Here is a 23,260-nt window from a genome sequence, read left to right as displayed (position 1 = left end):
ACGAGGCGTACGACGTGAGTCACCGGATCAAGGATTATCGCATTCCCGTCGTCCGGGTGATCGGAGGATCCCCCTCCCAGGCGACCACCGTCTTCTCCCGGCTCAACAGCGCCGGCCTGTCACTGACCGTGGACGAACAGGCCACAGCGCACGAGTACACCGACGGCTCGGAAAGCGCTCAAGACAGCGGGTGACTCAGCGGCGGGTCGTGGGGTCCTCGTCCTCAGGGCCGTGAGGCTGCTGCGGAAGGTTACCCGACCGGGTGGCCTCGGCCCAGGGGTCCGGCTGGGCATGCATCTGGGCCTGCTGCTGCGCCTGCATCTGGGCCTGCATCTGGGCCTGCATCTGGGCGGGGTCGGCCACCGGATATCCGTACGGCTGGGGGTAGCCGTACTGCACCGGGTAGCCGTAGGGCTGCTGCGCATAGCCCACGGTGTAGGGCTGGACGGGCACGAAGCCCACCATCGGCGCGTAGCCGGGGGCGGCCGCCGCGGGGTAGGCCGCTGCCGCCGCCTCGGGTGCCGGCGTCCGCGCCGCGGCCGGGCCGCCCCGCCGTACGGCGGCGGCGTGCGCCATCCGGCGCAGCCGGCCCTCGAAGATCAGCCAGGCGATCAGCGCGATGCCCACGAGCACCCCGGCGGGGATGGCGAGCCGGTGGGCCAGCGTGGGCTTGTCATACTCGGGCGTCGCGTTGCGGATCTCGATCGGCACCGTCTGGGGATCGGGCTGCTCGAACGTCACACCGCTCGGGGTGGGGCTCTGCTGCGCCGCGTCCGGCGTCGGCCCGGTCGACGCCGGGGCCAGGCTCACCTCCCCGTCGTCCTCCGGGGTCGGGCTGGGGGGATCCGTGACGGGGGTGTCGGTCAGCGTCGGGATCGACTGCCCAGTGTTCTGCCCGGTGTTCTGTTCCGTCGTGGACGCGGGGGGAGCGGTCGTCGTCGTGACCGGCTTGGGCGACTTGCTCGGCGACGGCGTCGGCGTGATGGTGATGGTCTTGGTCACCACGGGCTCGGCCGTGGGGCTCGCGCTCGGCGACGACCCGACCGGCGGCGTCTGGGTGACGGTCACCGTGACGACGGCGCACTGGGGGTCCGTGGTGGGGTCGCACGGCTCCACCGGCTCGGCGTTCGCGCCGATCATCGGGCCCACGGCCAGGACCGCCAGCGTGGCGATGGCCACGGACGCGGCAGCCGAGGACGCGGCTCTCAGGTACACGCGTCCGATCACCGCTCGCCTCCTGTCGGCCCTGCTACGAGGTCAGAACCGATTGTAGATTGGTAAAAGCACGAGCAAAGCCCGATCTTGCGAACGATTCGGCGACTATCCGCCGTGATTCGGCAGCATTTTCTCGATCGCGGCGACGACCGGCAGATCCGCGGGAAGCCAGGGGACGTCGTAGAGCTCGTGCGGCTCCAGCCAGCGCAGCGCGAGGTGCTCCAGCGGGCGGGGCACACCCGTGACGACGGTCGCGAGCCACACACGCATCACCCAGTCGCCGTGCAGGGGCCAGTCGCCGCCGACCCGGCGTCCGAGGGCGACCTCGACCCCGAGCTCCTCGGCGCACTCGCGCACCAGCGCCGCGTGCTCGTCCTCCCCCGGGTCGACCTTGCCTCCGGGGAACTCCCAGCCCCCGCGCAGCGCCGGGGGCTCGGCCCGCTGGGCGGCCAGGAGACGGCCGCCCTCGACGATCGCGGCGCCGACGACGAGACGCGGGCCCGTCACGTCTGGGCCCTCTTGAGCTGCTCGATGACGGTCTCGTTCTCCAGCGGCCGGGTGAACCCCACGATGTTGGGCCGGTCACGGTACGTCGTGACCTTGATGGGCCCGCACAGCGTGCACCGCGCCTCGATCATCTTGCCGGGCGACACGACCATCCCGACATGCCCGGGATTGTCCTTAGAGGTGCCGGGGCCGGCGTTGAAGAAGACGAGGTCGCCGGGCTGCTCCTCGCCCGCCTCGATCTTCACGCCGAAGGGCCACTGGCCGAAGGTCGTGCGGGGAATGGTCAGACCCGCGTTGCGGTAGGCCATGTAGATGATTCCCGAGCAGTCGAAGGCGTCCGGGCCCGTGCCGCCCCACCGGTACGGCTTGCCCCGCTGCGCCAGAGCGTACTCGAGGATCTTGCGGACGACGTCGTCGGGGGCGCTGTCGACGAAGCCGGAGTCGCAGGCCGGGTCGGCGTCGGGCGGCAGGCCGATCTCCCCGGTCGCCGCGTAGCGCTTGGCGATCTCCAGCACCTGGTCGACGTACCAGGTGGCCCGGTTGTAGACGAAGATCGCCCTTCTGAGGTCGTCGGGCGCGCCGTTGCGCTTGAGCATCTTGGCCGCGCCGAGGATCGCGTCCGCCGGGTCGTAGACGTCGCCGTAACCGTCCCCGTCGCCGTCGGAGGCGTAGCCGTTGATCCCCGGCTCGATCTTGATCCTCGGCTGGCCGCCCCAGGTGCTGATGAGGAACTGCATCGGCCCCGCGGCCCCCGCGTAGTTGGTGCCGCTGCGCACCCCCGGCAGCGTCGAGCGGCCGTGGTTCGTCTCCCGCTTGCCGATGGCGGCCAGGACGTTCCACTGCACACCGATCTGCTTGCCGAACTTCTTGTAGAGCTCCAGGTAGTCGGCCGGGATGTCGCCCTGGGCGGTCTGCGAGACGTCGGCGGCGCCCTCCCCCGTGGCCGCCTGCGCGCAGTTCTCCGCCGCGCCGCCGCCGAAGAGGATCGACGGGCTGGGCGTCATCAGGATGATCGAGCCGAACAACGTGGCCGGGACGATCACGATGAGGGCCACGGCGATCATCCGCCAGTCCCGCCCCGCCGACGCGAGCCTGCGTACGACGCGCGTCGAGGCGGGAGTCATGCGCGGCGGAGCGGTCACGGCGTGCTGTCCCCGTCCTGACCGGCGTCGGCCAGTTGCAGGTCGTACACCCGCCAGTCGGTCCCTGCCTTGATCACGGTCACGGCGAAGCGCTCGGGCACGTCCTTCTGGCCGTTCTTGTCCGTGACGTGACGGACCGAGTCGACGACGAACACCACCTGGTCGGCCGTCATGTCGCGGATCGTCGTCACCTTCGCCGACCCCTTGGAGGTCACCTGGTCGGCCTCGTTCTGCTCCACCACGGCGGGATCGGTGACGGTCCTGGTGATCTGCCCGCCGAACTCGTCGGTCGCGAACCACTTCAGCCGGTCGGCGCGCGCCGCCGGCTCATCTCCGGGCGAGAAGGTGCCGTACGCCTCGGTGAAGCGGCGCGCGAGGTCGGCCGCGGCACCGATCTCCTGCCTCGACAGCGGCAGGTACGCGTACACGTCGAAGGCGCCCGGAGTCGTCGCCACCGGGCTGGGCTCGCGGGCCGCGGCCGTCGCCCGCGAGGTGGCGACGACCGACTGCTCCCTCGTCTGCTCGTCTCCCGAGGAGGAGTCCGACGGCCCGCTCATCGTGAGGTAGACGCCGACGGCGGCGAGCACCACGACGGCCGCCGCGAAGGCGAGCCCCTTCCCCCGATCACTGTTTCGGCTTCTCATGACGGCGCGGAGGTTCCCGTCAGTCGCCGGAGTCGCGGTCGGCGGGCTTGGCCCAGAACGGAGTGGGCGCGTCGCCGTCGCGGCGCGTGCTCTCTCCCCTGCTCGGCAGCCAGAGCGGCGGCGGCTCGGCCGAACGGGGACGGCTGGACGACCCGCCGAAGATGCCGCCGGACGAACCCGACTCGCGCGGGGCGGGCCGGGACCGGCCGCCGTCGCTGCGGCGGGACGATCCGCCGAAGATCCCACCGGACGAACCACCCGACGAACCACCGGACGACCGGTTCGAGGACCTGCCCGACGAGCCGCGCGAGCCGCCGCCGAAGAACCCGCCCGAGCCGCCGCCGGACGACCGGGTGGACGACGGCCGGGAGGCCCAGCCGCCACCGGACCTGCCGCCGAACCAGCCGCCACCACCGGATCCGCCGCTCGATCCGCCGCTCGATCCGCCGCTCGATCCGCCGCTCGACCCGCCGCTCAGACGGCCGCGGGACGGCGCGGGCTGTGCTGTGGCTGACGCGGCAGACGGCGCGGGCACGGGGGACACGCCGGTGACCCGCTGCGGCGGGCTACCCGCCGACGCCGCAGACGCCGCGGACGCCGCCGACACGGCCTGTGCCGCGGGGCGCTTGCCCGGGCCCGACGGCATGGACGCTCGTACGGCCCCGGCGGGGCGCACGCCCGAGAGGTTGAGCGGCGGGGCCGTACCCGGACGCGAGGCGGTGACCCCGGCCTTGCGGCGGCCGGCCCCCTGCGCGTCGGCGTCGAGCGGCGCGGGTTGCGCCCCCGCACGCGCTCCCGCCTGGGCGGGGACGTTGCTTGCGCCCTCCTCGCCGCGCACGCGGCCCTGCGCCACGCCCGTCGCGGCGGCCGCCGCCGTGCCCGCACCGGTCGCCATCGCGACCGCGCCCATGACCGGCTCGGCCTTGCGCAGCCCCCACCGGGCCGCCCGGGCCGCCGCCACCGGCGGCAGCGCGTTGGCCGCCCGCGAGAGGGTCGGCGCGGTCGCGGCCTCGCCGAGCATCCGGGTGGTGATCGTGTGCCCGTCCATCGAGGCGAACAGGTGCTGGAACGGCCGTCTGTAGAAGAAGACCGCGATCGTCAGCAGCGCCATGAACAGGATCTGCATGCCCCAGGGCAGGCTGGTCGAGATGATCAGCGCGTAGCCGTACACGAGGACGCCCAGCACCAGGGCCAGCACCGCCTGACGCAGCAGGGTGCCGACCAGCATCTCCACCCAGCGCATGGCGATGATGCGGCCGGAGCCCGGATGCACGCCGATCAACAGGAAGACCGGTCCGAGCATCAGCAGCAGCAGGAAGCCGACCTTCAGCACGAGCAGCGACACCGCGACGAGGAAGATCAGCAGACCGGCGACCATCGCGGCGATGAACGCGCCGATCGCGATGCCCAGGCGGCTGGTCCAGTCCTTGCCCTGGAACAGGAAGTACGCCGGGGTGCTCTGCATCGGCTTGGCGATCTCCTCCTCGAACCGCTGCTGGTGCGAGTCGGAGGCCGGCGTCTGGTCGGCGGCCTGCTCGGCGGCGTCGATCGCCTGGAGGTTGAGCAGCTTGGCGCCCAGACCCTTCACGAGACCGGAGTTGGGGTCGGCCGTGCCGAACTCGCCCATCAGCCACGGCTTGCAGACCAGGACCGACCACAGCGCGTCGGCGTTCTGCGCCACACCGGGCGTGCCCTGGCGGCCGTACCCGCCCGCCGTCGGGGCGCTCGGCACCTCGCCCGGCGCGGTCTCCTTCATCGGCAGGCACGACGCGCCGCCCGCCCCGGGCAGCCCGGAGAACGCCGAGTTCACGATCTCGCCGGTCTTGTCGGTGACGGTCTTGCCGAGGCTGGTGAAGTCACCCGGACGGCTGAAGAACCAGATGGCGACCGTGACCGCGAGGACCATCCAGATGACGCCCTCGGTGGTCGTCGTCGCGCGCTTGCGGATCAGGCCGTACCACGCCAGCCAGATCGCGCCGAGGATGACGATCGGCCGCAGGTAGGGCCAGTACATCGCGTTGGCCAGGTTGGTGACGATCTCGTCGGCGACGTCCTTGATGGGCTGCAGCGGGCCCTCGGTCGCCGCCGCCTGGTAGGTGCTGATCGTCAGCCGGTCGACGGCCTTGGCCCACGAGAAGACCGTGTTGGCCCACGCGTTGCCGAGCACGGCCGTGACGTCGGAGCACCCGAGGTCATAGGTGTGCCAGAACTGGCCGGCCATGCCGTACCGCTCGTAGTTGGTCTGCGGCTCCTTCGGCGCCTGCGCCGTGTTCTGACCGGCGTTCTGACCGGCGTTCTGGCCGGCCACCGCGTCGTCGGTCGCCGGTGGCTGGACCAGCCCGTCGACGCCGCCGCCCACGATCTCGGGGGCGAGGTTGGGCGACAGGTCACAGGGCCCGACCGCGCTCGCCGTACTGGTGGGAAAAACCAGGGGAAGCGTCACGAACGCCGCGAAGGCGACGAGAAGCAGGGCCAGGGTCCGGCGGACCCGCCTGCCACGTCTGCCGCCCTCCCGGGTGCGACCCCTGGGACCGTTCCTGCGCACGCTCACGATCGCACCTCCTGCGCGACCCCCGACCGACCGGAGCCCCCGTCAAGAAGATCATGCACGTTCTCGTTGGGTTTGTCGTGTGTCGGATTGGTGTCAAGCCAGCGCAGCAGCTCTTCCGAGATAAGGTCCACCCCGATACGGCCGGCCCGGCCGTCCAGATCCCGGAAGACGCACTCCCCGTTGCCCAGGGAACGCAGCACCGCCTTGTGCTCCTCCGACGGGTCGACGCCCAGGAGCTCCATCACGTGCTCGACCTCCACGCGTTCCGTCGAACGGAACGCGAAGACCGACGACAGACAGTTGGTCACCTGCTCGTTGAGCAGGTCACCGGCGTTCTGTGAGACCAGGACGAGCGCCGTGTTGCGCGAGCGGCCCATCCGGGAGACCTCCGGCACGAGCTTGGCGCCCTCGGGGGTGGACGTGATCGCCCACGCCTCGTCGAGGAAGATCGCCTTCGGCGTGCGCCGGTCGAGCCCGTTCATCAGGCGGCGCGCGAACTGCGACACCAGATAGAGCAGCGCGACCGACAGCCGCTGCTCGTAGGAGTAGTCGTCCCTGGCCGTCATCACGTCGGGCAGCGTGAGGCCGCCGAGCGTGAACACGGTCGTCCAGCCCTCGGTGTCGATCTGCTCGCCGCCCGAGGCGTCGAAGCACAGCCGGGCGAGGTGCATCTCCGACATCGACCGCAGCACGGCGCCGAGGTTCTTCGACGCCGGGTCGGTCGACTGCTCCAGGTGATCCACGACCTTGCCCAGCGAGGGGTCGGGCTCGTTGGAGACCGCGGCGACCGCCTGGATCATGGCGGACTCGCGCTCCTCCGACATCCTCGGCAGCAGCAGCCGCAGGGTCTCGGTCGCCATCGTCTTCTTCGTCGCGATGTCGTCGCCGAACGAGAACGGGTCGAGCAGGCCCGGCGAGGCCGATCCCAGCGGGATGACCCTGGCTCTGCGGCCCCGGTCGCGCAGCAGCCGTACGAGCGACTCGGCGTCGCCCTTGGGGTCGATGACCGCGATCGTGACGCCGCGCAGCGCCATCTGGTAGATCAGCAGCAGCGCGAGCGTGGTCTTGCCACCGCCCGGCTCACCGGTGATCGCGATGGCGGTCGGGCGGTTGCGCGCCGCCGCGACGAGCGGATCGAAGTGCACGATGCTGCGCGCCCGCCCCAGCGTCTCCCCCACGTACGGCCCGATCCAGCCGGCGTTCGACTCGTCCACCCGGTCGCCGAGCTCGACGGTCGCCGTGGCCATGCCGCCCGCGATCGTGCGCAGCGGCTGCCGCTGGGCGTACGCGTTGACCCGCAGCCGCTCGCCGGGAAGGGCCTCGCAGAACAGCGAGAACTGGTCGCCGGTGGAGTTGACGACGTCGATGCCGATGTCGCGGTAGTGCTCCACGACGGCCTCGACCCGCTGGACGCACATCTCCTCGGTCGGCGCGCTCACGCTCAGGCGGTGCCAGCCGTACACGAACGGCAGGCGTTCCTTGGTGATGCCGTGCTCCAGCATGCGGGCGGCGTCGATCTGCTCGGCCAGCGCGAGCGGCGCCTCCGCGCCCGCCTCGCGGATGTGGATGTCCATGTCGCGGGCGTGGGCCAGCTTGCGCGCCACGTCCTTGCTCGCCCTGACCGGGGGGATCAGCCGCATCCGGCTGGAGATCTCCACGGGGAACGGCAACTGGTCGGCGAAGTGCAGCCACGGCTCGCCGTCGGGGAACGGCATGAGGTCGGGGAACCGGGCGAACGACAGGTGCGCGGTGTAGGAGTCTCCGGCCGGCTGCTCGATCCGCAGCAGCGACCTGCCGTTGTGGATCTGCCCCTCGACCAGCGACTCGATCTCGCCCTTGCCCCACCTACGGCGCGGCGTGGCCGAGGGAGACGGCTCACCGAGGCCGCCCGCCGCCGCGTGCTGGAACAGCCAGGCGATTTCCGTGGAGGTGGCGTGGCGGGCGTAGAGCGCGCTGGAGGCCAGGGCCCGGCCGAGCCGCTCGGCGGCCTCGGTCCACCGGGTGATCTCCTTGTCCGGCACGTGATCGTCCTCGATGCCGAGCGCCTTCTCGCTGCGCTGGTAGAAGCCGAAGAGCTGGGCCAGCACGCCGGTGCCGAGCTGCGCGCCACGCGGCCCGAGCCGTACGCCGAGATAGACCTCCTTGCTCCAGAAGTCCTTGGCCCAGACGTGGCGGTACATCTCCTCCAGGTACTCCCGCCAGCCCGGGCCCTCGTCGGAGGTCGAGTTGAGCGCCATCGCCCACTCCGCCGCCGGGTAGGCCCGGTGCGCGATGCGCAGGTGCACCTCGGCGTCGGACATCCTGATCGCGGCCAGCGCGATCGTGATGTTGGTGGCCAGCGCCTCGCGCTCCTCGGGGGTGAGGAACTCGTAGCTCACCGTCGGCAGCCGGAAGTAGGCCCAGGCCGCCGAGTCGGTGAGAAGAACCCGGTCGTCGAAGTAACGCACCGCGAGGCGACTGCGCGCCCTGCTCATCGACCTCTCACCAGCTTCCTCGCTCGCCCCTCATCTGGCCACCTCCTGCTTGGCCTGGACAGCCGCCAGGCCGCTCACGATCACACCCGCAAGCGCAACGTACGCCCTGCGGCCGCCCATTCGGAGGTGATTGACGTCGACCGGTCCCGGCCGCCCAGGAGCCAGCTCGTCCTCCCAGGGCACCCGGACGATCGCCCGGCAGCGGCCGCTGGCCACCGCCTCGGCCTGCTCCACGTCGGGGAGGCTGCGGCGGCTCACGCCGTTGATCACCATTACGGCGCGTCGCCGCAGGTCGGAGCAGCCGTGCCCGTCGAGCCACTCGTAGGTCATCGCCACCGCCTCGGAGGCGTCCTCGCTCGCGGGGGCGACCAGCACGAGCTGGTCGGCGTACGGCAGGAGCCGGGCCGCCAGCGCGGCCGCGGGGTCGATCACGGTAAGCCGGTAGTGCCGGTCGAGCGCGGCGAGCGTCCTGCGCCAGTCGGCCAGGAACGCGCGTTCGGCCAGGCGCTGCGTCACCCGGTCGTCGGTGTCCGCCCCGACGACCTCAAGCCCCGATTCACAGCGCGTCGTGTACGCCCGCATGCCGAGGTAGCCGTTCACCTCTTCCGAGCTCTCGATGAGCGAGCTCAGCGTTTCGGGGGACTCGGCGGCGATCCTCGTCGTGAGCGTGTCTTCTCCGGTGTTCGCGTCGAGCGCGAGCACACGGTCATCGCGATAGCGGGCCAGTGTGTGGCCCAGCATTAACGCCGTGGTCGTCTGCCCGGCGCCGCCGGTGCAGCCGAGCACCATGATCCGCCTGCTCGTGGTGAGCGGGATGCGGGTCCTGGCCTCGTCGACCTCCATGCCGTCCGTACGGCTGCCGCCCACGACGACCTGCGCCAGGCGGCGCCAGCCTCCGGAGGTGTCACGTCCGACGACGGCCTCGACGCGGCGCAGGCGCGGCGGCTCCTCGTGCGCCGGCCTGCCGGGGGTGGGCGTCCCCGGGGTGGGCAGCGACGGCCGGGCGGGACCGGCCGGGCCCGCGGCGCGCGGCCCCACAGGCACGGCGCGGATCGACACTCCCGCCGTGCCCGCCGAACCCGCAGCGCCCGCTGAACGAGGGGTGCCCACAGTGCCCGCAGCGCTCTCGTACGGCCTGGCCCCCGTGTGGTGCGCCGCCTCCCGGGCGGGCGTGTCCCGCGTCTCAGGTTGGGAAGCAGGTCGGGAAGCAGTGGAGACGTCGGCCGCCGGCTCCAGGGGCTCCGGGAGCGCTGGGGGTGCCTGAGGCGCTAGCGGCTGCGGGGGGGCTGGGGGCGCCGCCTCCGTGGCCGCGTGAACCACGGGCGCCTCGCCCGCCGGCTCCAGGGTCTCAATGGGCGCCATGGACGCGGGGGGTGCCGGGGATGCCGCTTCTGTGGCCGCGTGAACCACGGGCACCTCGCCCGCCGGCTCGCCCGCTGCGTCGCTCTCCGTGCCGCTCTCCGTGCCGACCGGCACCCGGGGCCGCACGAGCCGCGGCGGACGGCCCCTCCGATGCTGCGCGAGTGCCTCGGCGTCGTGCTGTGCCGTCGTTTCCCGCGCCGTCGTTTCCCGCGCCGTCGTTTCCCGCGCCGTCGTTTCCCGGGCCGTGGGTGCCCGGCCCGCGTCCTCGGCGGGCCTCCGGGGCGCGTCCGCGGCGTCAGCGGCGTGCGCGCGCTCCACCGCAGCCGACTCCGGCTCGGGTTCCGGCAACGGCCCGGGCTCCAGCTCCAGCTCCGGCTGCGGCTCAGTGAAGGACGCCGCACCGGACGACCGTACGGCGTGAGGCTCGGGAGTCTGCTCGGGCCGGGGTTCGGGAGCCTGTTCGAGGCGGGGCTGGGGACCGGGCTCGGGACCGGGCTGGGGACGGGGCTCGGCCGAGGCGGCGAGCCTGCGGAGGCGGCGCAGCGTCTCGGTGCCGATGGGAGGGACGGCGTGCGGAGCAGCGGGTGCCTCCGACGCCTCGGCGGGCGCGGCGGACTCAGCGGCGGCCAGGGGCGCGTGCTCCACAGGTGCCGGCGCAGCGCCCTGCCCAGAGTCCTGCACGGCGCCATGCGCAGAGTCCTGCACAGCGTCCAGCACAGTGCCCTGCACAGCGTCCAGCACAGTGCCCTGCACAGCGTCCAGCACAGTGCCCTGCACAGCGTCCAGCACAGTGCCCTGCACAGCGTCCAGCACAGTGCCCTGCACAGTGCCCTGCACAGTGCCCTGCACAGTGCCCTGCGTAGAGTCCTGCATGGGGTCCTGCACGGCGGCATGCACAGGGCCCGGCTCGTGGCTCTCTTCGCGGCTCTCGTGAAGCTCCTGGGGCTCGCGTTCCCGCTCCAACTCCGTCGGCGACGGCGACGGCGGGGGCACTGACGACACAGACGACGCGGCCGGCAGGGGCGGCGCAGGTGACGCAGACGGCGCGGGCGGCGCGGGCGGCGCGGGCGGCTGCGTGAGGTAGACGACGCGCTCGCCGGTGGCGCCCGCCCGGGAGGCGGCACCGCTTCGGGACAGAGGTGCGGGAGGCGCGTCGGCGACCGGGGCGGCGGCGGCAGCGGCGGCCGCCACGGCCGGGCGTACGACACGTGACGGATCCACCTGATGCGCGCCTGCTCGCGCGGCGGCCCGCGAGGCCGGCCGCGCGCCGCTCCTGGAGACCTTCGGAACGGGCACCTTGACCGAGACCGCGCGGCGCGCCTTGCGTTCCGCCCTGGCCTGCGGCGCCGCGACCGGCGGCGTGGTCCGCCAGACACGCGCCGTCAGCGTGACCTCATCCGGCTCGTCGAACGGGGCCATACGGCACCACGTGCGGGGCTCGCTCATGTAGCGGAGCTGCGACTGGAGCAGCTCGGTGAGGCGCTTGCTCTCGATGACAGGGCGGGTGGACAACCAGGTGAGCACACCCGGCGGAACGAGGTAGATGACGTGCCAGGGAGCCTCGAACGGCAGTCCGATCAGGTAGAGGAAGACCCACCACGGCACGGAGACACCCACGAACACACCGATCCAGACGACCGGAAGCGGCATCGGCAGCCGTAGGTCGTACAGCTTGTACAGCCGCTTCTCAATACGCCAGATATTGGTATACGTGGGCAGATCCACCCCGAACCTCCTCTCCGCCCGATCACTTGATGCCAAGTGCGCCCGCGATCGCCTTCGCCGTCACCTCGATGATGTTGGGAACGTAAAAGATCACGCCGATCGCGATCGCCAGGATGATGAACTGGACGAACCTGGTGATCTCGCGGGTGAAGAGGAAGAAGATCGCCACGACGGAGACGACCGCGAGGAAGAGCGGAGCGAAGAACCTCCGGAGGAAGTCGGCGAGCCCTTCGGTGTTGATGCCCGCCGTCGGCGCCGGTGAGGGCGCGGCGAGATCAAGGAAGTGGTCCGCGATGGTCTTCAGTATCAACTCTCGCCCTCCCGGGGGGATGGATCAGCGATGTCTTTGCCGGGCATGCGCTACCCCACGGACCGGTTCGCACCCTGGATGTCCCTGACGAACCACTTGCCGCCCTGCTTTTCCATGGTCAGCTGATAGGCCTGTTCGAGACCGGCCGGCTGTGCCGCCGGGTCCTGCGACGGGCTCGCCACCCCCGCCGACTGTCCTGACGCGACCGCCCACACGACCACGGCCGTGACCTTCCTGCTGTCGGAACTGCCCGGCGGGACCACCACGTCCTTCAGCTCGGCGAGGCTGAACTCGCCGTTGAACCCGTTCACGGTCACCCCGCTCGCGACGTAGCGCTGGAGGTCGACCTGGTTGCCCGCGGCGTACGCCTTGAAGAAGCCTTCGAGCTGGGGACGCAGTTCGGCCTCGGTGGCGGAGTCGCGGTCGGGGTCCGGGAGCTGCGGCAGCCCTGCCGGGCCGGGCGCGGGAAGCAGGGCCGGCTGGGCCGAAACCACGAACCTGCCGTTGTCGTAGTAGACCGGCACGGACAGCAGCCCGCGGGTGCCCCCCGACTGGTAGGTCACGGTCACTCGGGCGTTGTGGTCGTCGATCACGTCGATGCCGGTGAACTGGAAGGCCCCCGCGGACATGCGTCCGTAGCCGTTCCAGCCGAACTGCTCGTCGGCGCCCTCCGGCAGGAAGGTCCTCAGCCGCTCCGCGCGCTGCTGGGGATTGGCCGCGTCGTAGTTGAGGTAGACCGCCGCGAACTGGTTGGCGAAGGCCGCCGCCTGCGTCACCGGGAATCCGGAGGTGGCCGAGCCGGTGGGGGCCACGCCGGCCGGGTCGTCCTGCGTCAGCCGATCAAGCGGGGCGCGGATGCCGTTGACCACGATGACGATGATCAGCGCCCAGAGGATGACCCGCCCGGTCCAGACGAGCCAGCGGCCTCCACCACCGCTCCAGCCTCTGCGGCGGGGGACCGTGCCGTGCGCCGCGCTCGCCGCCTCGAAACCTTCCAGTGGGTACGGGTCAGGGTCGCCAGCGATCCGCGGATCCTGCTGGACGTCTGACCTGCGAGCCATCACGCCTCCGCTCGCGCCGATCCCTCCGGCTGGCGCGGTTTCCTCTTGCTCTCGATCCGGTTAACCGCATTGAAGTATTCACCCTAGCGGCCTCGCCAATTCTTCCAGGTAAGCCACGCCCATGGTGCAAGCATCGCCGCGACCGAGCAAACCGGGTCCACATCCCCAGAGAGACGCCCCACACCTATCCACTCCGCGAAAAAGCACGTTACGCCTGGCCAGCGGGGGCATCGATTACCTAACCGCCACCTATTGCTGTCTTCGCAGCTCGCAGGCATAACGAAACCGTCCGTACGCGCCACGACGGCCCCGCCGGAGCAGGGCCGTCGTGCCTCTGAGCTACGCCCGCACCGTCACTGGCACGCCTCGGAGGAGGACGCGGAGGACGACTGCGACTCGGTCGACGCCGGTGGGATGGCGGCCGGCGGGACGTTCTCCGGCGCACTGCCCATGGCGCTGCCCGTCACGCTCTCCGGGACGCTCTCCGGGACGCTCTCCGGGGCGCTCTCCGGCAGCGAGGAGGTCTGCGACTCGCTCGCGGACGACTGCTCCGGAGATTGGGCCTGGGATTCGGCCAGCGACTGGGCCTGGTCCGACAGCTGCTGCTGCGCGCGCTGGGACATCTCCTCGATGCGCTGCTGTGCGCTCGCCGCCTCCTGCATGATCTGCTGCTTGGCGCTGCTCGCCTCGTCCCTGATGCTCTGGCGGGCCTGCTCCGCCATCTCCTCTATCGACGCCGCGGTCATGCCCGGGAGCGCCTGGCTCCGCAGGCTCGCACCGCCGTACCAGCCGGTGGACCACTGCGCCGGGAGCTCCGCGACCGTCATCATCGGCATGCCGAGCTGCATCGTCTCGGGCATGGCCTCGGCCATCATCATCGGCTCGCCGAGGGTGGTGGTGTACGACGTCGCCCGCACCGATCCGCCGGGCTCGCTCGCCTGCGGCGCCCACGCCGACTCCGGGGCACCCGTCGCGGCGGAGGCGGTGCCGCCGAGCAGCGCGACTCCGGCGGCCGTGAGCGTCGAGGCGAAAATCACCGCGAGAGCCGGCTGTCTGGATTTCCGATGCATGGTCCCCTCCTTGGGTCCGATCGGGCCTCGCCAGGTCAGGCCACCTGGGCTTTTCCCGGTGCCCGGAATCGGCCGGCATCCCCTTCCGCTGTGCCGGATTGCGGCGGCGAAGAGATTTGTGGCGAAAAGGGATTCAAACGGCGACTACGCGCCAAACGGCCTCATCTCGATGCTTCAACGAAGCTCACGAATGCGTCTAGGGCAGTTGGCCCAAGCGTTTCCGCTGGCCATGGAGGATCTGACCAGAGGGAGAGGTGTGGCGGGTGATGCCGCTCACCACCATGACCACCGCTTTTGCCCGACCGGGCCATCTCAAGGCCGTTCGAGATCGTAGGCGACGTCCGCCACGCGAACCGTCCGTACCAGCGGATCCTCGATGATCTTCCGCAGCTCTCCGATGGTCACCAACGAGTCCACGTAGGCGTAGGCCAGGCCGTCGTTCACGGCCTTGCGCAGCCGCGCCAGGCTGAGATCGAAGTCGCGCAGGTTGTCGTCGTCGTAGTCCTTGAGGATGCCGACCCAGCGGCGGAAGTTCGCCAGGTCGGATTTGAGTGGTTCATCGTCCTCCCCCGGCATCGGGGCCCGGTCCCATGTCGTCGTCCCTCCCCAGGTGATGGGGATCGACCTGGGACGCCGTTCGAAAACCACCTTGTCGGCGTACGACTTGTACCTGCCGGTGAATGAGGTCAGCTCATCGATGGTGAGCGGCGTGGCGAACTCGACCACCGCCAGCGCGTTGAGCCCCTCGGGGAGCCGGGCCAGAACCTTGCGGCTGTCCTCCTTGGGCTGGTTGCCCGTCCCCACGTTCATCAGGGCGAGGTTGAGCGTGGTGCCGGCGCTCGCGCCGAGCGGCAGCCTGCCCACATGGCCGAAGAAGTCCTGGGTGACCACGTGCTCGGCGCCGCCGTACCCCTCGACGAAACCTCCGACGGCCCGCACCGGCCTCGCGGCCACGGTGAACGACATCGACAGCGGCGTGGTGGCACCCCAGTTTCTGACCTCGATGTCGTAGCTCGGGTTGTAGATTTTGAAGGCGGTGCCCAGCACGTCGGTCATGCGCTGCTCCCTGTCGCCGCGCCGCTGGATCATGCCGGAGCCCACCGTCGCCGCCAGGACCGAAACCAGCAGCCCCGCCAGCACTGTGATCGCGGTGCGGGCGACACCCCGCCGTACGGCCCGGCGGGTCGCCCGGGGATCGAAGTCGGGCATGGGCGGCAGCAGAGCGTCGTCAGTCATGAGGGCCTCCGTAGAGATCGGCGAAGGCCGCCCTGGCACGCCACACGGCCGTCTTGACGGCGGTGTGCTTCCTGCCGGTCATCGCGGCCACCTCGACCAGCGAGAAGCCTTCGAAGTAGACCAGGGTGAGCAGCCTGCGGTGCTCCTCGGGCAGGCGGTCCAGGGCGTCGCGTACGGCCAGCGACTCGACGTGCAACGGAGGCACGCCGAGCTCGTCAGGGTGGGGCAGGTCCAGCTCGCGGCGGTGCCGCCGCACCTGGTCGACGAGAACGTTGCGGGCGATGACGAGCAGCCATGCCGCCGGGTTTCCGCCGCGCCAGCCGAGCAGGGCCCTGGTCGCCTTGACGAACGTCTCCTGGGCGAGGTCCTCGGCGAGGTGGGGATCGCGGGTGCGGCGCAACAGGAACCCGCACACGAGCGCCCAGTGCTCGCGGTACAGCTCCTCGATGATGATGCCCCCCGCGTCTTCGTGTCTGTCACAACAGACCAGACGCGAACGGGCCGGAAATGGTCACCCGCAAAATCTCTTGCGGTCCGCCGAGCCGGGCAGGGAGGGTGCGAAGGTGGCCATATCGCAGCAGGAGCACCCGGCGCGGCAGGCGAGGCCGTCCGACGCCGCTGTCGTCGCCGAGTTGCTGGACGCCTTCAACCGCGAGTTCGACACGCCGACACCGGGCAGCGACGTGCTCACGGCGCGCCTCCGCCGGCTGCTCGCCGGGGATGACCTCGTCGCCCTTCTCACCGGCGAACCGGCCGTCGGCGTCGCCGTTCTGACCTTCCGGCCCGACGTCTGGCATGACGGCCCGTCCGTCGTCCTCGACGAGCTGTACGTACGGCCCGGCCTGCGCGGGCAGCGGTTCGGGCACGCCCTGCTCGAGGAGGCGTGCCGCCTGTCACGGGAGCGCGGCGCGGCGATCCTCGCGATCAACGTCGACGGCGAGGACACCGACACGCGCCGCTTCTACGAGGCGCACGGCTTCGCCAACATCGAGCCCGGAGCGCCCGAGCCGATGTTCCACTACTACCGCGCTCTCGCCTGAGCACGGCCTGGGCCCGTCTGAGCCCGTCTGGGCCCGTCTGAGCCCGTCTGAGCGCGTCTGAGCACGTCTGAGCAGCACGAACGTCGAGGGCTCGCGTTCCAACATTCTCTGCCATAACCGAGCGCGACCGAACGTACGCGGACGCCTGAAACGTTCATCACGGGCGACGGCCGTCAGCCGCGTTTCCGCTGCATGCCTGTTCAGCCAGGTTAACACGCCATCTTTCCCGCCTGACCACGCCTTGACATGCCCCAACCGCTCTGACAATTTCAAACGGCTTCCAACAGAAAGCGATCCGGCAGGGTCGGTGGACCGCCCGTCACCCATCCCCCACACGGACACCCCGGAGGTCCGGCATGCGCAAACGTCGACCAGTCGGCGACAGGAAATGGATCCGCATCATCATGGCGGCGGTCACAGCGGCCGTGACCGGCGCCGGCGCGGTGGTGGTGACCGCGCCGGCGGCCCAGGCGGCCACGACGACCATCACGCTGAACGGCGGCTCGACGGGTCGCACGTTCGACGGGGTGGGGGCGATCAGCGGCGGCGGCGGCAACTCCCGGCTGCTCATCGACTACCCGGAGACGCAGCGCTCCCAGATCCTGGACTACCTGTTCAAGCCCGGGTACGGCGCGGCGGTGCAGTTGCTGAAACTGGAGATCGGCGGTGACGCCAACTCCACCGACGGCTCCGAACCCAGCATCGAGCACACCCGCGGTGACATCAACTGCAACGTCGGCTACGAGTTCTGGCTGGGCGAGCAGGCGGTGGCGCGCAACCCGAACATCAAGCTGATCGCGCTGCCGTGGACCGCGCCCGGCTGGATCGGCGGCGGGAACTTCTGGTCCCAAGACATGATCGACTACGACATCTCCTGGCTCAACTGCGCCAAGCAGCACGGCCTGACGATCAGCTACATCGGCGGATGGAACGAGCGCGGGCACAACAAGACCTGGTACAAGAACCTCCGGTCGGCCCTCGACTCCAACGGCTACGGCAACGTGCAGATCGTCGGCGACGACAGCTTCGGCCTGTCCACCGCGGACGACATGCTGAGCGACTCCGCGTTCAAGAACGCGGTCGGCGTGGTCGGGGCGCACTACCTGTGCGGCTACCTGAGCGACGCCACCTCGTGTCCGTCCAGCGCGAACGCCGTGGCCACCGGCAAGCCGATCTGGAACAGCGAGTTCGGGTCGCAGGACTACATCAGCGGCTCGGCCCCCTATATCCGCAGCATCACCCGCGGATATCTCGACGGCCAGATGACGGGCTTCGTCAACTGGCCGCTGGTGGCCGCGCTCTACCCGAACCTGCCCTTCAACACCACCGCCCTGGCGGTCGCCAACTCGCCGTGGTCGGGCGCCTATCGGGTGGGCCGCAGTCTGTGGGCGAACGCCCAGGTCGCCCAGTTCACCCAGCCGGGCTGGCGCTTCCTCACCGGCTCCGCGAGCGGATACCTCGGCGGGAACCGGAGCAACGGCAGCTACATCTCCCTGAAGTCCACGAACAACACCGACTACTCGACCATCTACGAGACCAGCACATCGACGACCACGCAGACCGTGAACGTCAACGTGACAGGCGGGCTGAGCACCGGGACCGTGCACGTGTGGTCCACCGACCTGGGGTCGAACAACCCGGCCGACTGGTTCGTCAGGCAGCCGGACATCACCCCCAGCAACGGCTCCTACTCGCTCACCATGCAGCCGAACCGGATCTACTCGGTGACCACGACCACCGGCCAGGGCAAGGGCACGGCGACCGGACCGGCGAGCGCGCCGCTGGCTCTGCCGTATTCCGACGACTTCGACGCCTACGCCTCCCGCACCGAGGCCAAGTACTTCTCCGACATGCAGGGATCCTTCGAGGTCCGGCCCTGCGCAGGCGGCCGGGCCGGTCAGTGCCTGCAGCAGGTGACCCCCATGCGTCCGATCGAATGGCAGGACGACAGTGACGCCTTCGGCCTGGTCGGAGACCCGTCCTGGAGCAACTACAAGGTCAGCGTGGACGTCAACTTCCAGCAGGCCGGCACCATCACGCTGCTCGGGCGGGCGAACACGCAGTCACGCCCGCAGAGCCACCAGGCGGCCTACCAGTTGCGGCTGAACAACTCCGGCGCCTGGTCGATCGCCAAGAGCACCACGTCCGGCACGGTGAGCACCCTCACCTCGGGCTCCCGGGGCTCGCTCGGGACCAACACCTGGCACACGATCTCGCTCAGCTTCACGGGCAACCAGATCAGCGCCACCCTCGACGGCACCGCGCTCGGCTCGGTGACGGACAACTCCTACTTCACCGGACAGGTCGGGCTCGGAGTGGTCGGATACCAGACCGACATGTTCGACAACCTCTCCGTCACCGAGACCAGCGGCGGAAACGGCAACAGCGGCGTCGGTCCCATCAGGGGCCAGGCCTCCGGCCGCTGCGTCGACGTCCCCAACCAGTCGCAGGCCAACGGCACCCAGGTCGCGCTCTGGGACTGCAACAGCGGCGCCAACCAGACCTGGACCCTCACGCCGTCCAAGCAGCTGATGGTCTACGGCACCAAGTGCCTGGACGCCTACGGACAGGGCACGGCGGACGGGACCCGGGTCGACATCTACGACTGCAACGGCGGCACCAACCAGCAGTGGACGCTCAACCCCGACGGCACGATCGTCGGAGTCGGCTCGAACAAGTGCCTGGACGCCTACGGCGGCGGCACCGCCAACGGCACGCAGCTGGTGATCTGGACGTGCAACGGCGGCGGGAACCAGAAGTGGTCCCGCAGCTGAGCCGACGGTGACACCGGCCGGCCGGGTTCGCATCGCAAACCCCCGCATCGCGAACCCCCGCATCGCAACCCTGCGACGCGGACCCGGCCGGCCACTCGCGGCGAGCACGGCGGGCAGAGCCGGTTCAGACGTTGAAGCGGAACTCCACCACGTCGCCGTCGCGCATCACGTAGTCCTTGCCCTCGATGCGGGCCTTGCCCGCGGCCCTGGCGGCGGTCATCGAGCCGGCCTCCACCAGGTCCTCGAACGAGATGACCTCGGCCTTGATGAAACCGCGCTGGAAGTCGGTGTGGATGACCCCGGCGGCCTCGGGGGCGGTCGCGCCCTTGCGGATCGTCCAGGCCCTGGCCTCCTTGGGCCCGGCCGTCAGGTACGTCTGCAGGCCGAGCGTCTCGAAGCCCACCCGGGCGAGCTGGGCGAGGCCCGACTCCTCCTGGCCGACGGACTGCAACAGCTCCAGCGCCTCGTCGTCGGGCAGTTCCACCAGCTCGGACTCGATCTTGGCGTCGAGGAACACGGCCTCCGCCGGGGCCACGAGCGCCGAGAGCTTGGCCCGCAGGTCGGTGTCGGTCAGCTCGTCGGCGTCGAGGTTGAACACGTACAGGAACGGCTTGGCCGTGAGGAGGTGGAGCTCGCGCAGGTCGGCGAGGTCGATCCCGGCCGCCTTGCCCCCGGCGTACAGGGTCGTGCCGGTGTCGAGCAGCTTCGCCGCGGCCTCGGCGGCCTCCAGCAGGACCTTGCGGTCCTTGTTGTTGCGCGCCTCCTTCTGCAGGCGGGGCAGCGCCTTCTCGATCGTCTGCAGGTCGGCGAGGATCAGCTCGGTGTTGATCGTCTCGATGTCGCGCTCCGGCGCCACCTCGCCGTCCACGTGGGTGACGTCGGGGTCGGAGAAGACGCGGATGACCTGGCAGATCGCGTCGGTCTCGCGGATGTTGGCGAGGAACTGGTTGCCCCTGCCCTGGCCCTCCGACGCGCCCTTCACCAGGCCCGCGATGTCGACGAACTCGACCTTGGCCGGGAGGATGCGCGCGGAGCCGTAGATCTCCGCCAGCTTGTCCAGACGGGAGTCCGGCACGCCGACGATGCCCACGTTCGGCTCGATCGTGGCGAACGGGTAGTTGGCCGCGAGGGCGTTCCCGCTCTTGGTCAGGGCGTTGAAAAGCGTGGACTTGCCGACGTTGGGCAGGCCGACGATGCCGATGCTCAGGCTCACGTACCACGAGTTTAGGGGTCTCGGGGGGTGCGCCTGACATCGACGGCCTCGTGGTCCGGCTCGGCCCGCCCGCAGGCGCGCCTCCCTGTTTGGGACGCCAATGCCTGAAATCATCCAGACCGTGGATGTCGTGGCGCTCGCACTGGGACTGGTGATCGGGGTGGTGGTCGGCGCGGCCCTGGCCGGGATGCGGGCCGCGGGCCGGACCGCCCAGGCGGCCGCAAGGGTGGCCGAGGCCGAGGCCCGGACGCGGGCGGCCGAGGACAAGGTGTCCTACATGGAGAACCAGCTCACCGAGCGGTTCCAGGCCCTCTCCGCGCACGCCCTCGACGTGGCCAACCTGCGTTTCCTCGAACTCGCCGAGAACCGGCTCAACACCACCAGGGCCGAGGCGGCCGGGGATCTCGACCAGCGCAGGCAGGCGGTCGAGAACCTGGTCGCGCCGCTGCGGGAGACGCTCGCCAAGGTGGAGAGCCAGCTCAGGGAGAGCGAGTCGGGCGCCCGCGCCGCCCGCGCCGAGCTGAGCAAGCAGATGGAGTTCGTACGGGAGAGCTCCGATCGGCTCAAGGCCCAGACGGACGCGCTGGTGCGGGCGCTCCAGCGGCCGGAGGCCCGGGGGCGGTGGGGAGAGCTCCAACTGCGCCGGGTCGCGGAGATCGCCGGGATGGCCCGCTTCTGCGACTTCGACGAGCAGGTGAGCGCCGTCACCCGTGACGGCGTGGTCCGGCCCGACATGGTCGTACGGCTCAGCGGCGGCAAGAACATCGTCGTGGACGCGAAGGTCTCGCTCGCCGCCTACCTGGAGGCGGCCGAGGCCGCCGATCCCGCGTTCGCCTCGGCCCGGCTGGACGCCCACGCGCGGCACGTACGCGAGCACGTCGACCGGTTAGCGGCCAAGTCCTACTGGCAGGCGTTCAACCCGTCGCCGGAGTTCGTGGTCCTGTTCATCCCCGGCGAGGCGTTCCTCGCGCCGGCTCTGGAGCGCGACCCGGGGTTGCTTGAGTATGCGATGCGCCGGCGCGTCCACATCGCCACGCCCACGACGCTCGTCACGATGCTCCGCACCGCGCAGTACGCCTGGCAGCAGACGGCGGTCAGCGAGAACGCCAAGGCCGTCTTCGATTTGGGCAAGGAACTGTACGAGCGGCTCGGCGGCCTCGGACGGCACGTGGACAACCTCGGCAAGGCGCTCACGCGAGCGGTCACCGCGTACAACCAGACGGTCGGCTCGCTGGAGAGCCGCGTGCTGGTCAGCGCGCGGAGGATGAACGACCTCGGTCTCGTGGACTACGCGCTCGACGCCCCGTCGGCGGTCGAGGAGGTCCCCCGGCCGGTCGCCATCCCCGAACTCGAAGGTGAAGAGCGGGTAAGCCCCCCTCCCCCGCATCGTCAGAACGGTAAATTGACGCGAGACTTGTCGTAAGGGGGGCCCGATGACAGGCACCGGTCGAGCGGGGCTGCGGCTGACCGCTCGGGGGGCGATCGTCATGCTCTTCGTGATCACTTTGGTGGGCATGCCGTTCCTGCCCGGACCCGCGTTCGTGGCCGGGTGCCTGGCGGCGGTCCTGTTGGTGCGTCCCCGCGACCTGCTGCCGCTGGTGGTGACGCCTCCGCTGGTCTTCTTCGCCGCGGCGCTGCTGGTGGAGCTCGTGCGGGCGCTCGGCTCCGCATCGACGCTTCCGACGTTCGGGCTCGGGATGTTCACCGCGCTGTCGTCCGGCGCGCCGTGGCTGTTCCTCGGGTCCGCGCTGGCGCTGGGCATCGCGTGGGTGCGCGGCCTGCCCGACAATGTGCGGGAGTTGCGCGGCGCGCCCGCGCCCGAGCCGACGTCGGCGTCCCGCTTCCGTTCACGCCGTGGCCGGGCCCACACGTTCGACCCGGAGCCTGAGGGTTACTTCGAGCCCCGGGTGTACGGCAGGGCCGCCGACGAGTGAACGCGGATCGTTGCTGAACCGCTGCTAGACCGCGCGAAGATCCCTGCGCAGCTCGTGGGGCAGGGCGAACCGCATGCTCTCCTGCACCGACTCGACCTCCTCGACGTCGGTGAAGCCGTGGTCGGCCAGCTTGGCGAGCACGCCCTGCACAAGGTCCTCCGGGACGGAGGCGCCGCTGGTCAGGCCGACCGTACGCACGCCCTCCAGCCACTCGTCCCGTACGAACGAGGCGTCGTCGACCAGGTAGGACGCGGCGGCGCCGTAGTCCTTGGCGACCTCGACCAGCCGCTTGGAGTTGGAGGAGTTGGCCGAGCCGACGACGATGACCAGGTCCGACTCGGCGGCGATCTGCTTGACCGCGGTCTGCCTGTTGGAGGTGGCGTAGCAGATGTCGTCGCTCGGCGGGTCGATGAGGTTGGGGAACCGTGTCCGCAGCCGCGCGACCGTCTCGGTGGTCTCGTCCACCGAGAGGGTCGTCTGGGAGAGCCAGACCACCTTCTCCGGGTCGCGTACGGACACGCTCTCGACGCCGTCGAGCCCGTCGACGAGCTGGACGTGCTCGGGCGCCTCGCCGGCGGTGCCCTCGACCTCCTCGTGCCCCTCGTGCCCGATGAGCAGGATGTCGTAGTCCTTGGCCGCGAACCTCTTGGCCTCGTTGTGCACCTTGGTCACCAGAGGGCACGTCGCGTCGATGGTCCGCAGCCGGCGGCTCGCGGCCTCCTCGTGCACGGCGGGCGCGACGCCGTGGGCGGAGAAGACGACGATGGCCCCCTCGGGGACCTCCTCGGTCTCCTCCACGAAGACGGCGCCGCGCTTCTCCAGCGTCTTCACGACGTGGGTGTTGTGCACGATCTGCTTGCGTACGTAGATGGGCGCGCCATACTGCTCCAGCGCCCGCTCGACCGCTTGCACCGCTCGGTCGACGCCCGCGCAGTAACCGCGGGGCTTGGCGACCAGGACACGGCGGGTCGCTGAGGTCTGCACGTCCATGTTCCTATGCTA

The 23,260-nt window shown here is 70.6% G+C and carries 18 protein-coding genes and 1 pseudogene; 5 read left to right on the top strand and 14 right to left on the bottom strand.

Annotation, left to right across the window (positions count from 1 at the left end):
* Nucleotides 1-194, top strand: a pseudogene (locus HCK04_RS27870) (hypothetical protein); the annotation flags it as partial.
* A gap of 1 nt (nucleotide 195) precedes the next feature.
* Here HCK04_RS27870 and HCK04_RS27865 read toward each other — a convergent pair.
* From HCK04_RS27865 to HCK04_RS27810, 12 genes are all read right to left on the bottom strand, one after another.
* Nucleotides 196-1,227: a hypothetical protein gene (locus HCK04_RS27865; RefSeq protein WP_142650357.1), complete on the bottom strand. Its 1,032-nt coding sequence runs from the start codon at nucleotides 1,225-1,227 to the stop codon at nucleotides 196-198.
* 93 nt (nucleotides 1,228-1,320) lie between these two features.
* Nucleotides 1,321-1,722: a (deoxy)nucleoside triphosphate pyrophosphohydrolase gene (locus HCK04_RS27860; protein ID WP_142650356.1), complete on the bottom strand. Its 402-nt coding sequence runs from the start codon at nucleotides 1,720-1,722 to the stop codon at nucleotides 1,321-1,323.
* On the bottom strand, nucleotides 1,719-2,864 hold the full coding sequence (locus HCK04_RS27855) for a bifunctional lytic transglycosylase/C40 family peptidase (RefSeq protein ID WP_260617426.1): 1,146 nt from the start codon (nucleotides 2,862-2,864) through the stop codon (nucleotides 1,719-1,721). The genes HCK04_RS27860 and HCK04_RS27855 overlap by 4 nt, the downstream gene beginning before the upstream one ends.
* On the bottom strand, nucleotides 2,861-3,508 hold the full coding sequence (locus HCK04_RS27850; RefSeq protein WP_142650355.1) for a hypothetical protein: 648 nt from the start codon (nucleotides 3,506-3,508) through the stop codon (nucleotides 2,861-2,863). The genes HCK04_RS27855 and HCK04_RS27850 overlap by 4 nt, the downstream gene beginning before the upstream one ends.
* A gap of 19 nt (nucleotides 3,509-3,527) precedes the next feature.
* The gene (locus HCK04_RS44350; RefSeq protein WP_260617425.1) at nucleotides 3,528-6,059 is read right to left on the bottom strand and encodes a type IV secretion system protein; all 2,532 of its coding nucleotides are present in this window, start codon (nucleotides 6,057-6,059) and stop codon (nucleotides 3,528-3,530) included.
* Nucleotides 6,056-8,533: an ATP-binding protein gene (locus tag HCK04_RS27840; RefSeq protein WP_142650354.1), complete on the bottom strand. Its 2,478-nt coding sequence runs from the start codon at nucleotides 8,531-8,533 to the stop codon at nucleotides 6,056-6,058. The genes HCK04_RS44350 and HCK04_RS27840 overlap by 4 nt, the downstream gene beginning before the upstream one ends.
* A gap of 30 nt (nucleotides 8,534-8,563) precedes the next feature.
* Nucleotides 8,564-11,620, bottom strand: a complete 3,057-nt coding sequence (locus tag HCK04_RS27835; RefSeq protein ID WP_168066316.1) for a conjugal transfer protein — start codon at nucleotides 11,618-11,620, stop codon at nucleotides 8,564-8,566.
* A gap of 22 nt (nucleotides 11,621-11,642) precedes the next feature.
* Complete coding sequence (locus tag HCK04_RS27830; RefSeq protein ID WP_244312715.1) at nucleotides 11,643-11,915, bottom strand: hypothetical protein; 273 nt, start codon at nucleotides 11,913-11,915, stop codon at nucleotides 11,643-11,645.
* Nucleotides 11,916-11,980: 65 nt separating this feature from the next.
* A complete protein-coding gene (locus tag HCK04_RS27825; protein WP_142650352.1) occupies nucleotides 11,981-12,991 on the bottom strand; it encodes a conjugal transfer protein in 1,011 nt (336 codons plus the stop codon).
* 353 nt (nucleotides 12,992-13,344) lie between these two features.
* A complete protein-coding gene (locus tag HCK04_RS27820; RefSeq protein WP_142650351.1) occupies nucleotides 13,345-14,061 on the bottom strand; it encodes a hypothetical protein in 717 nt (238 codons plus the stop codon).
* A 312-nt stretch (nucleotides 14,062-14,373) separates the two neighbouring features.
* Nucleotides 14,374-15,297 (bottom strand): hypothetical protein, encoded by a 924-nt coding sequence (locus HCK04_RS27815; RefSeq protein ID WP_142650350.1) that lies wholly within the window; start codon nucleotides 15,295-15,297, stop codon nucleotides 14,374-14,376.
* A complete protein-coding gene (locus HCK04_RS27810; protein ID WP_260617428.1) occupies nucleotides 15,290-15,736 on the bottom strand; it encodes an RNA polymerase sigma factor in 447 nt (148 codons plus the stop codon). Before HCK04_RS27810 ends, HCK04_RS27815 begins: the two co-directional genes overlap by 8 nt.
* Before the next feature lie 130 nt (nucleotides 15,737-15,866).
* Between HCK04_RS27810 and HCK04_RS27805 the strand changes: the two genes are divergently transcribed.
* Nucleotides 15,867-16,337: a GNAT family N-acetyltransferase gene (locus HCK04_RS27805; RefSeq protein WP_260617427.1), complete on the top strand. Its 471-nt coding sequence runs from the start codon at nucleotides 15,867-15,869 to the stop codon at nucleotides 16,335-16,337.
* 404 nt (nucleotides 16,338-16,741) lie between these two features.
* On the top strand, nucleotides 16,742-19,111 hold the full coding sequence (locus HCK04_RS27800) for an RICIN domain-containing protein (protein ID WP_142650348.1): 2,370 nt from the start codon (nucleotides 16,742-16,744) through the stop codon (nucleotides 19,109-19,111).
* A 124-nt stretch (nucleotides 19,112-19,235) separates the two neighbouring features.
* Here HCK04_RS27800 and ychF read toward each other — a convergent pair whose 3' ends face one another.
* Nucleotides 19,236-20,324, bottom strand: coding sequence for a redox-regulated ATPase YchF (gene ychF, locus HCK04_RS27795; RefSeq protein WP_142650347.1), 1,089 nt, complete (start codon nucleotides 20,322-20,324; stop codon nucleotides 19,236-19,238).
* Between the two features lie 100 nt (nucleotides 20,325-20,424).
* Here ychF and HCK04_RS27790 point away from each other — a divergent pair, with 100 nt between their 5' ends.
* Nucleotides 20,425-21,747 (top strand): DNA recombination protein RmuC, encoded by a 1,323-nt coding sequence (locus HCK04_RS27790; RefSeq protein WP_205830786.1) that lies wholly within the window; start codon nucleotides 20,425-20,427, stop codon nucleotides 21,745-21,747.
* Nucleotides 21,748-21,757: 10 nt separating this feature from the next.
* Complete coding sequence (locus tag HCK04_RS27785) at nucleotides 21,758-22,258, top strand: DUF6542 domain-containing protein (RefSeq protein ID WP_142650346.1); 501 nt, start codon at nucleotides 21,758-21,760, stop codon at nucleotides 22,256-22,258.
* Between the two features lie 24 nt (nucleotides 22,259-22,282).
* Here the strand turns inward: HCK04_RS27785 and HCK04_RS27780 are convergent, their stop codons facing one another.
* Nucleotides 22,283-23,248, bottom strand: a complete 966-nt coding sequence (locus HCK04_RS27780) for a 4-hydroxy-3-methylbut-2-enyl diphosphate reductase (protein ID WP_142650345.1) — start codon at nucleotides 23,246-23,248, stop codon at nucleotides 22,283-22,285.
* Nucleotides 23,249-23,260: the final 12 nt, after the last annotated feature.

It is taken from the genome of Microbispora sp. CL1-1 (assembly GCF_012034195.1).
Taxonomy (GTDB): Bacteria; Actinomycetota; Actinomycetes; order Streptosporangiales; family Streptosporangiaceae; genus Microbispora.
This window is presented reverse-complemented; position numbering and strand designations above follow the sequence as displayed.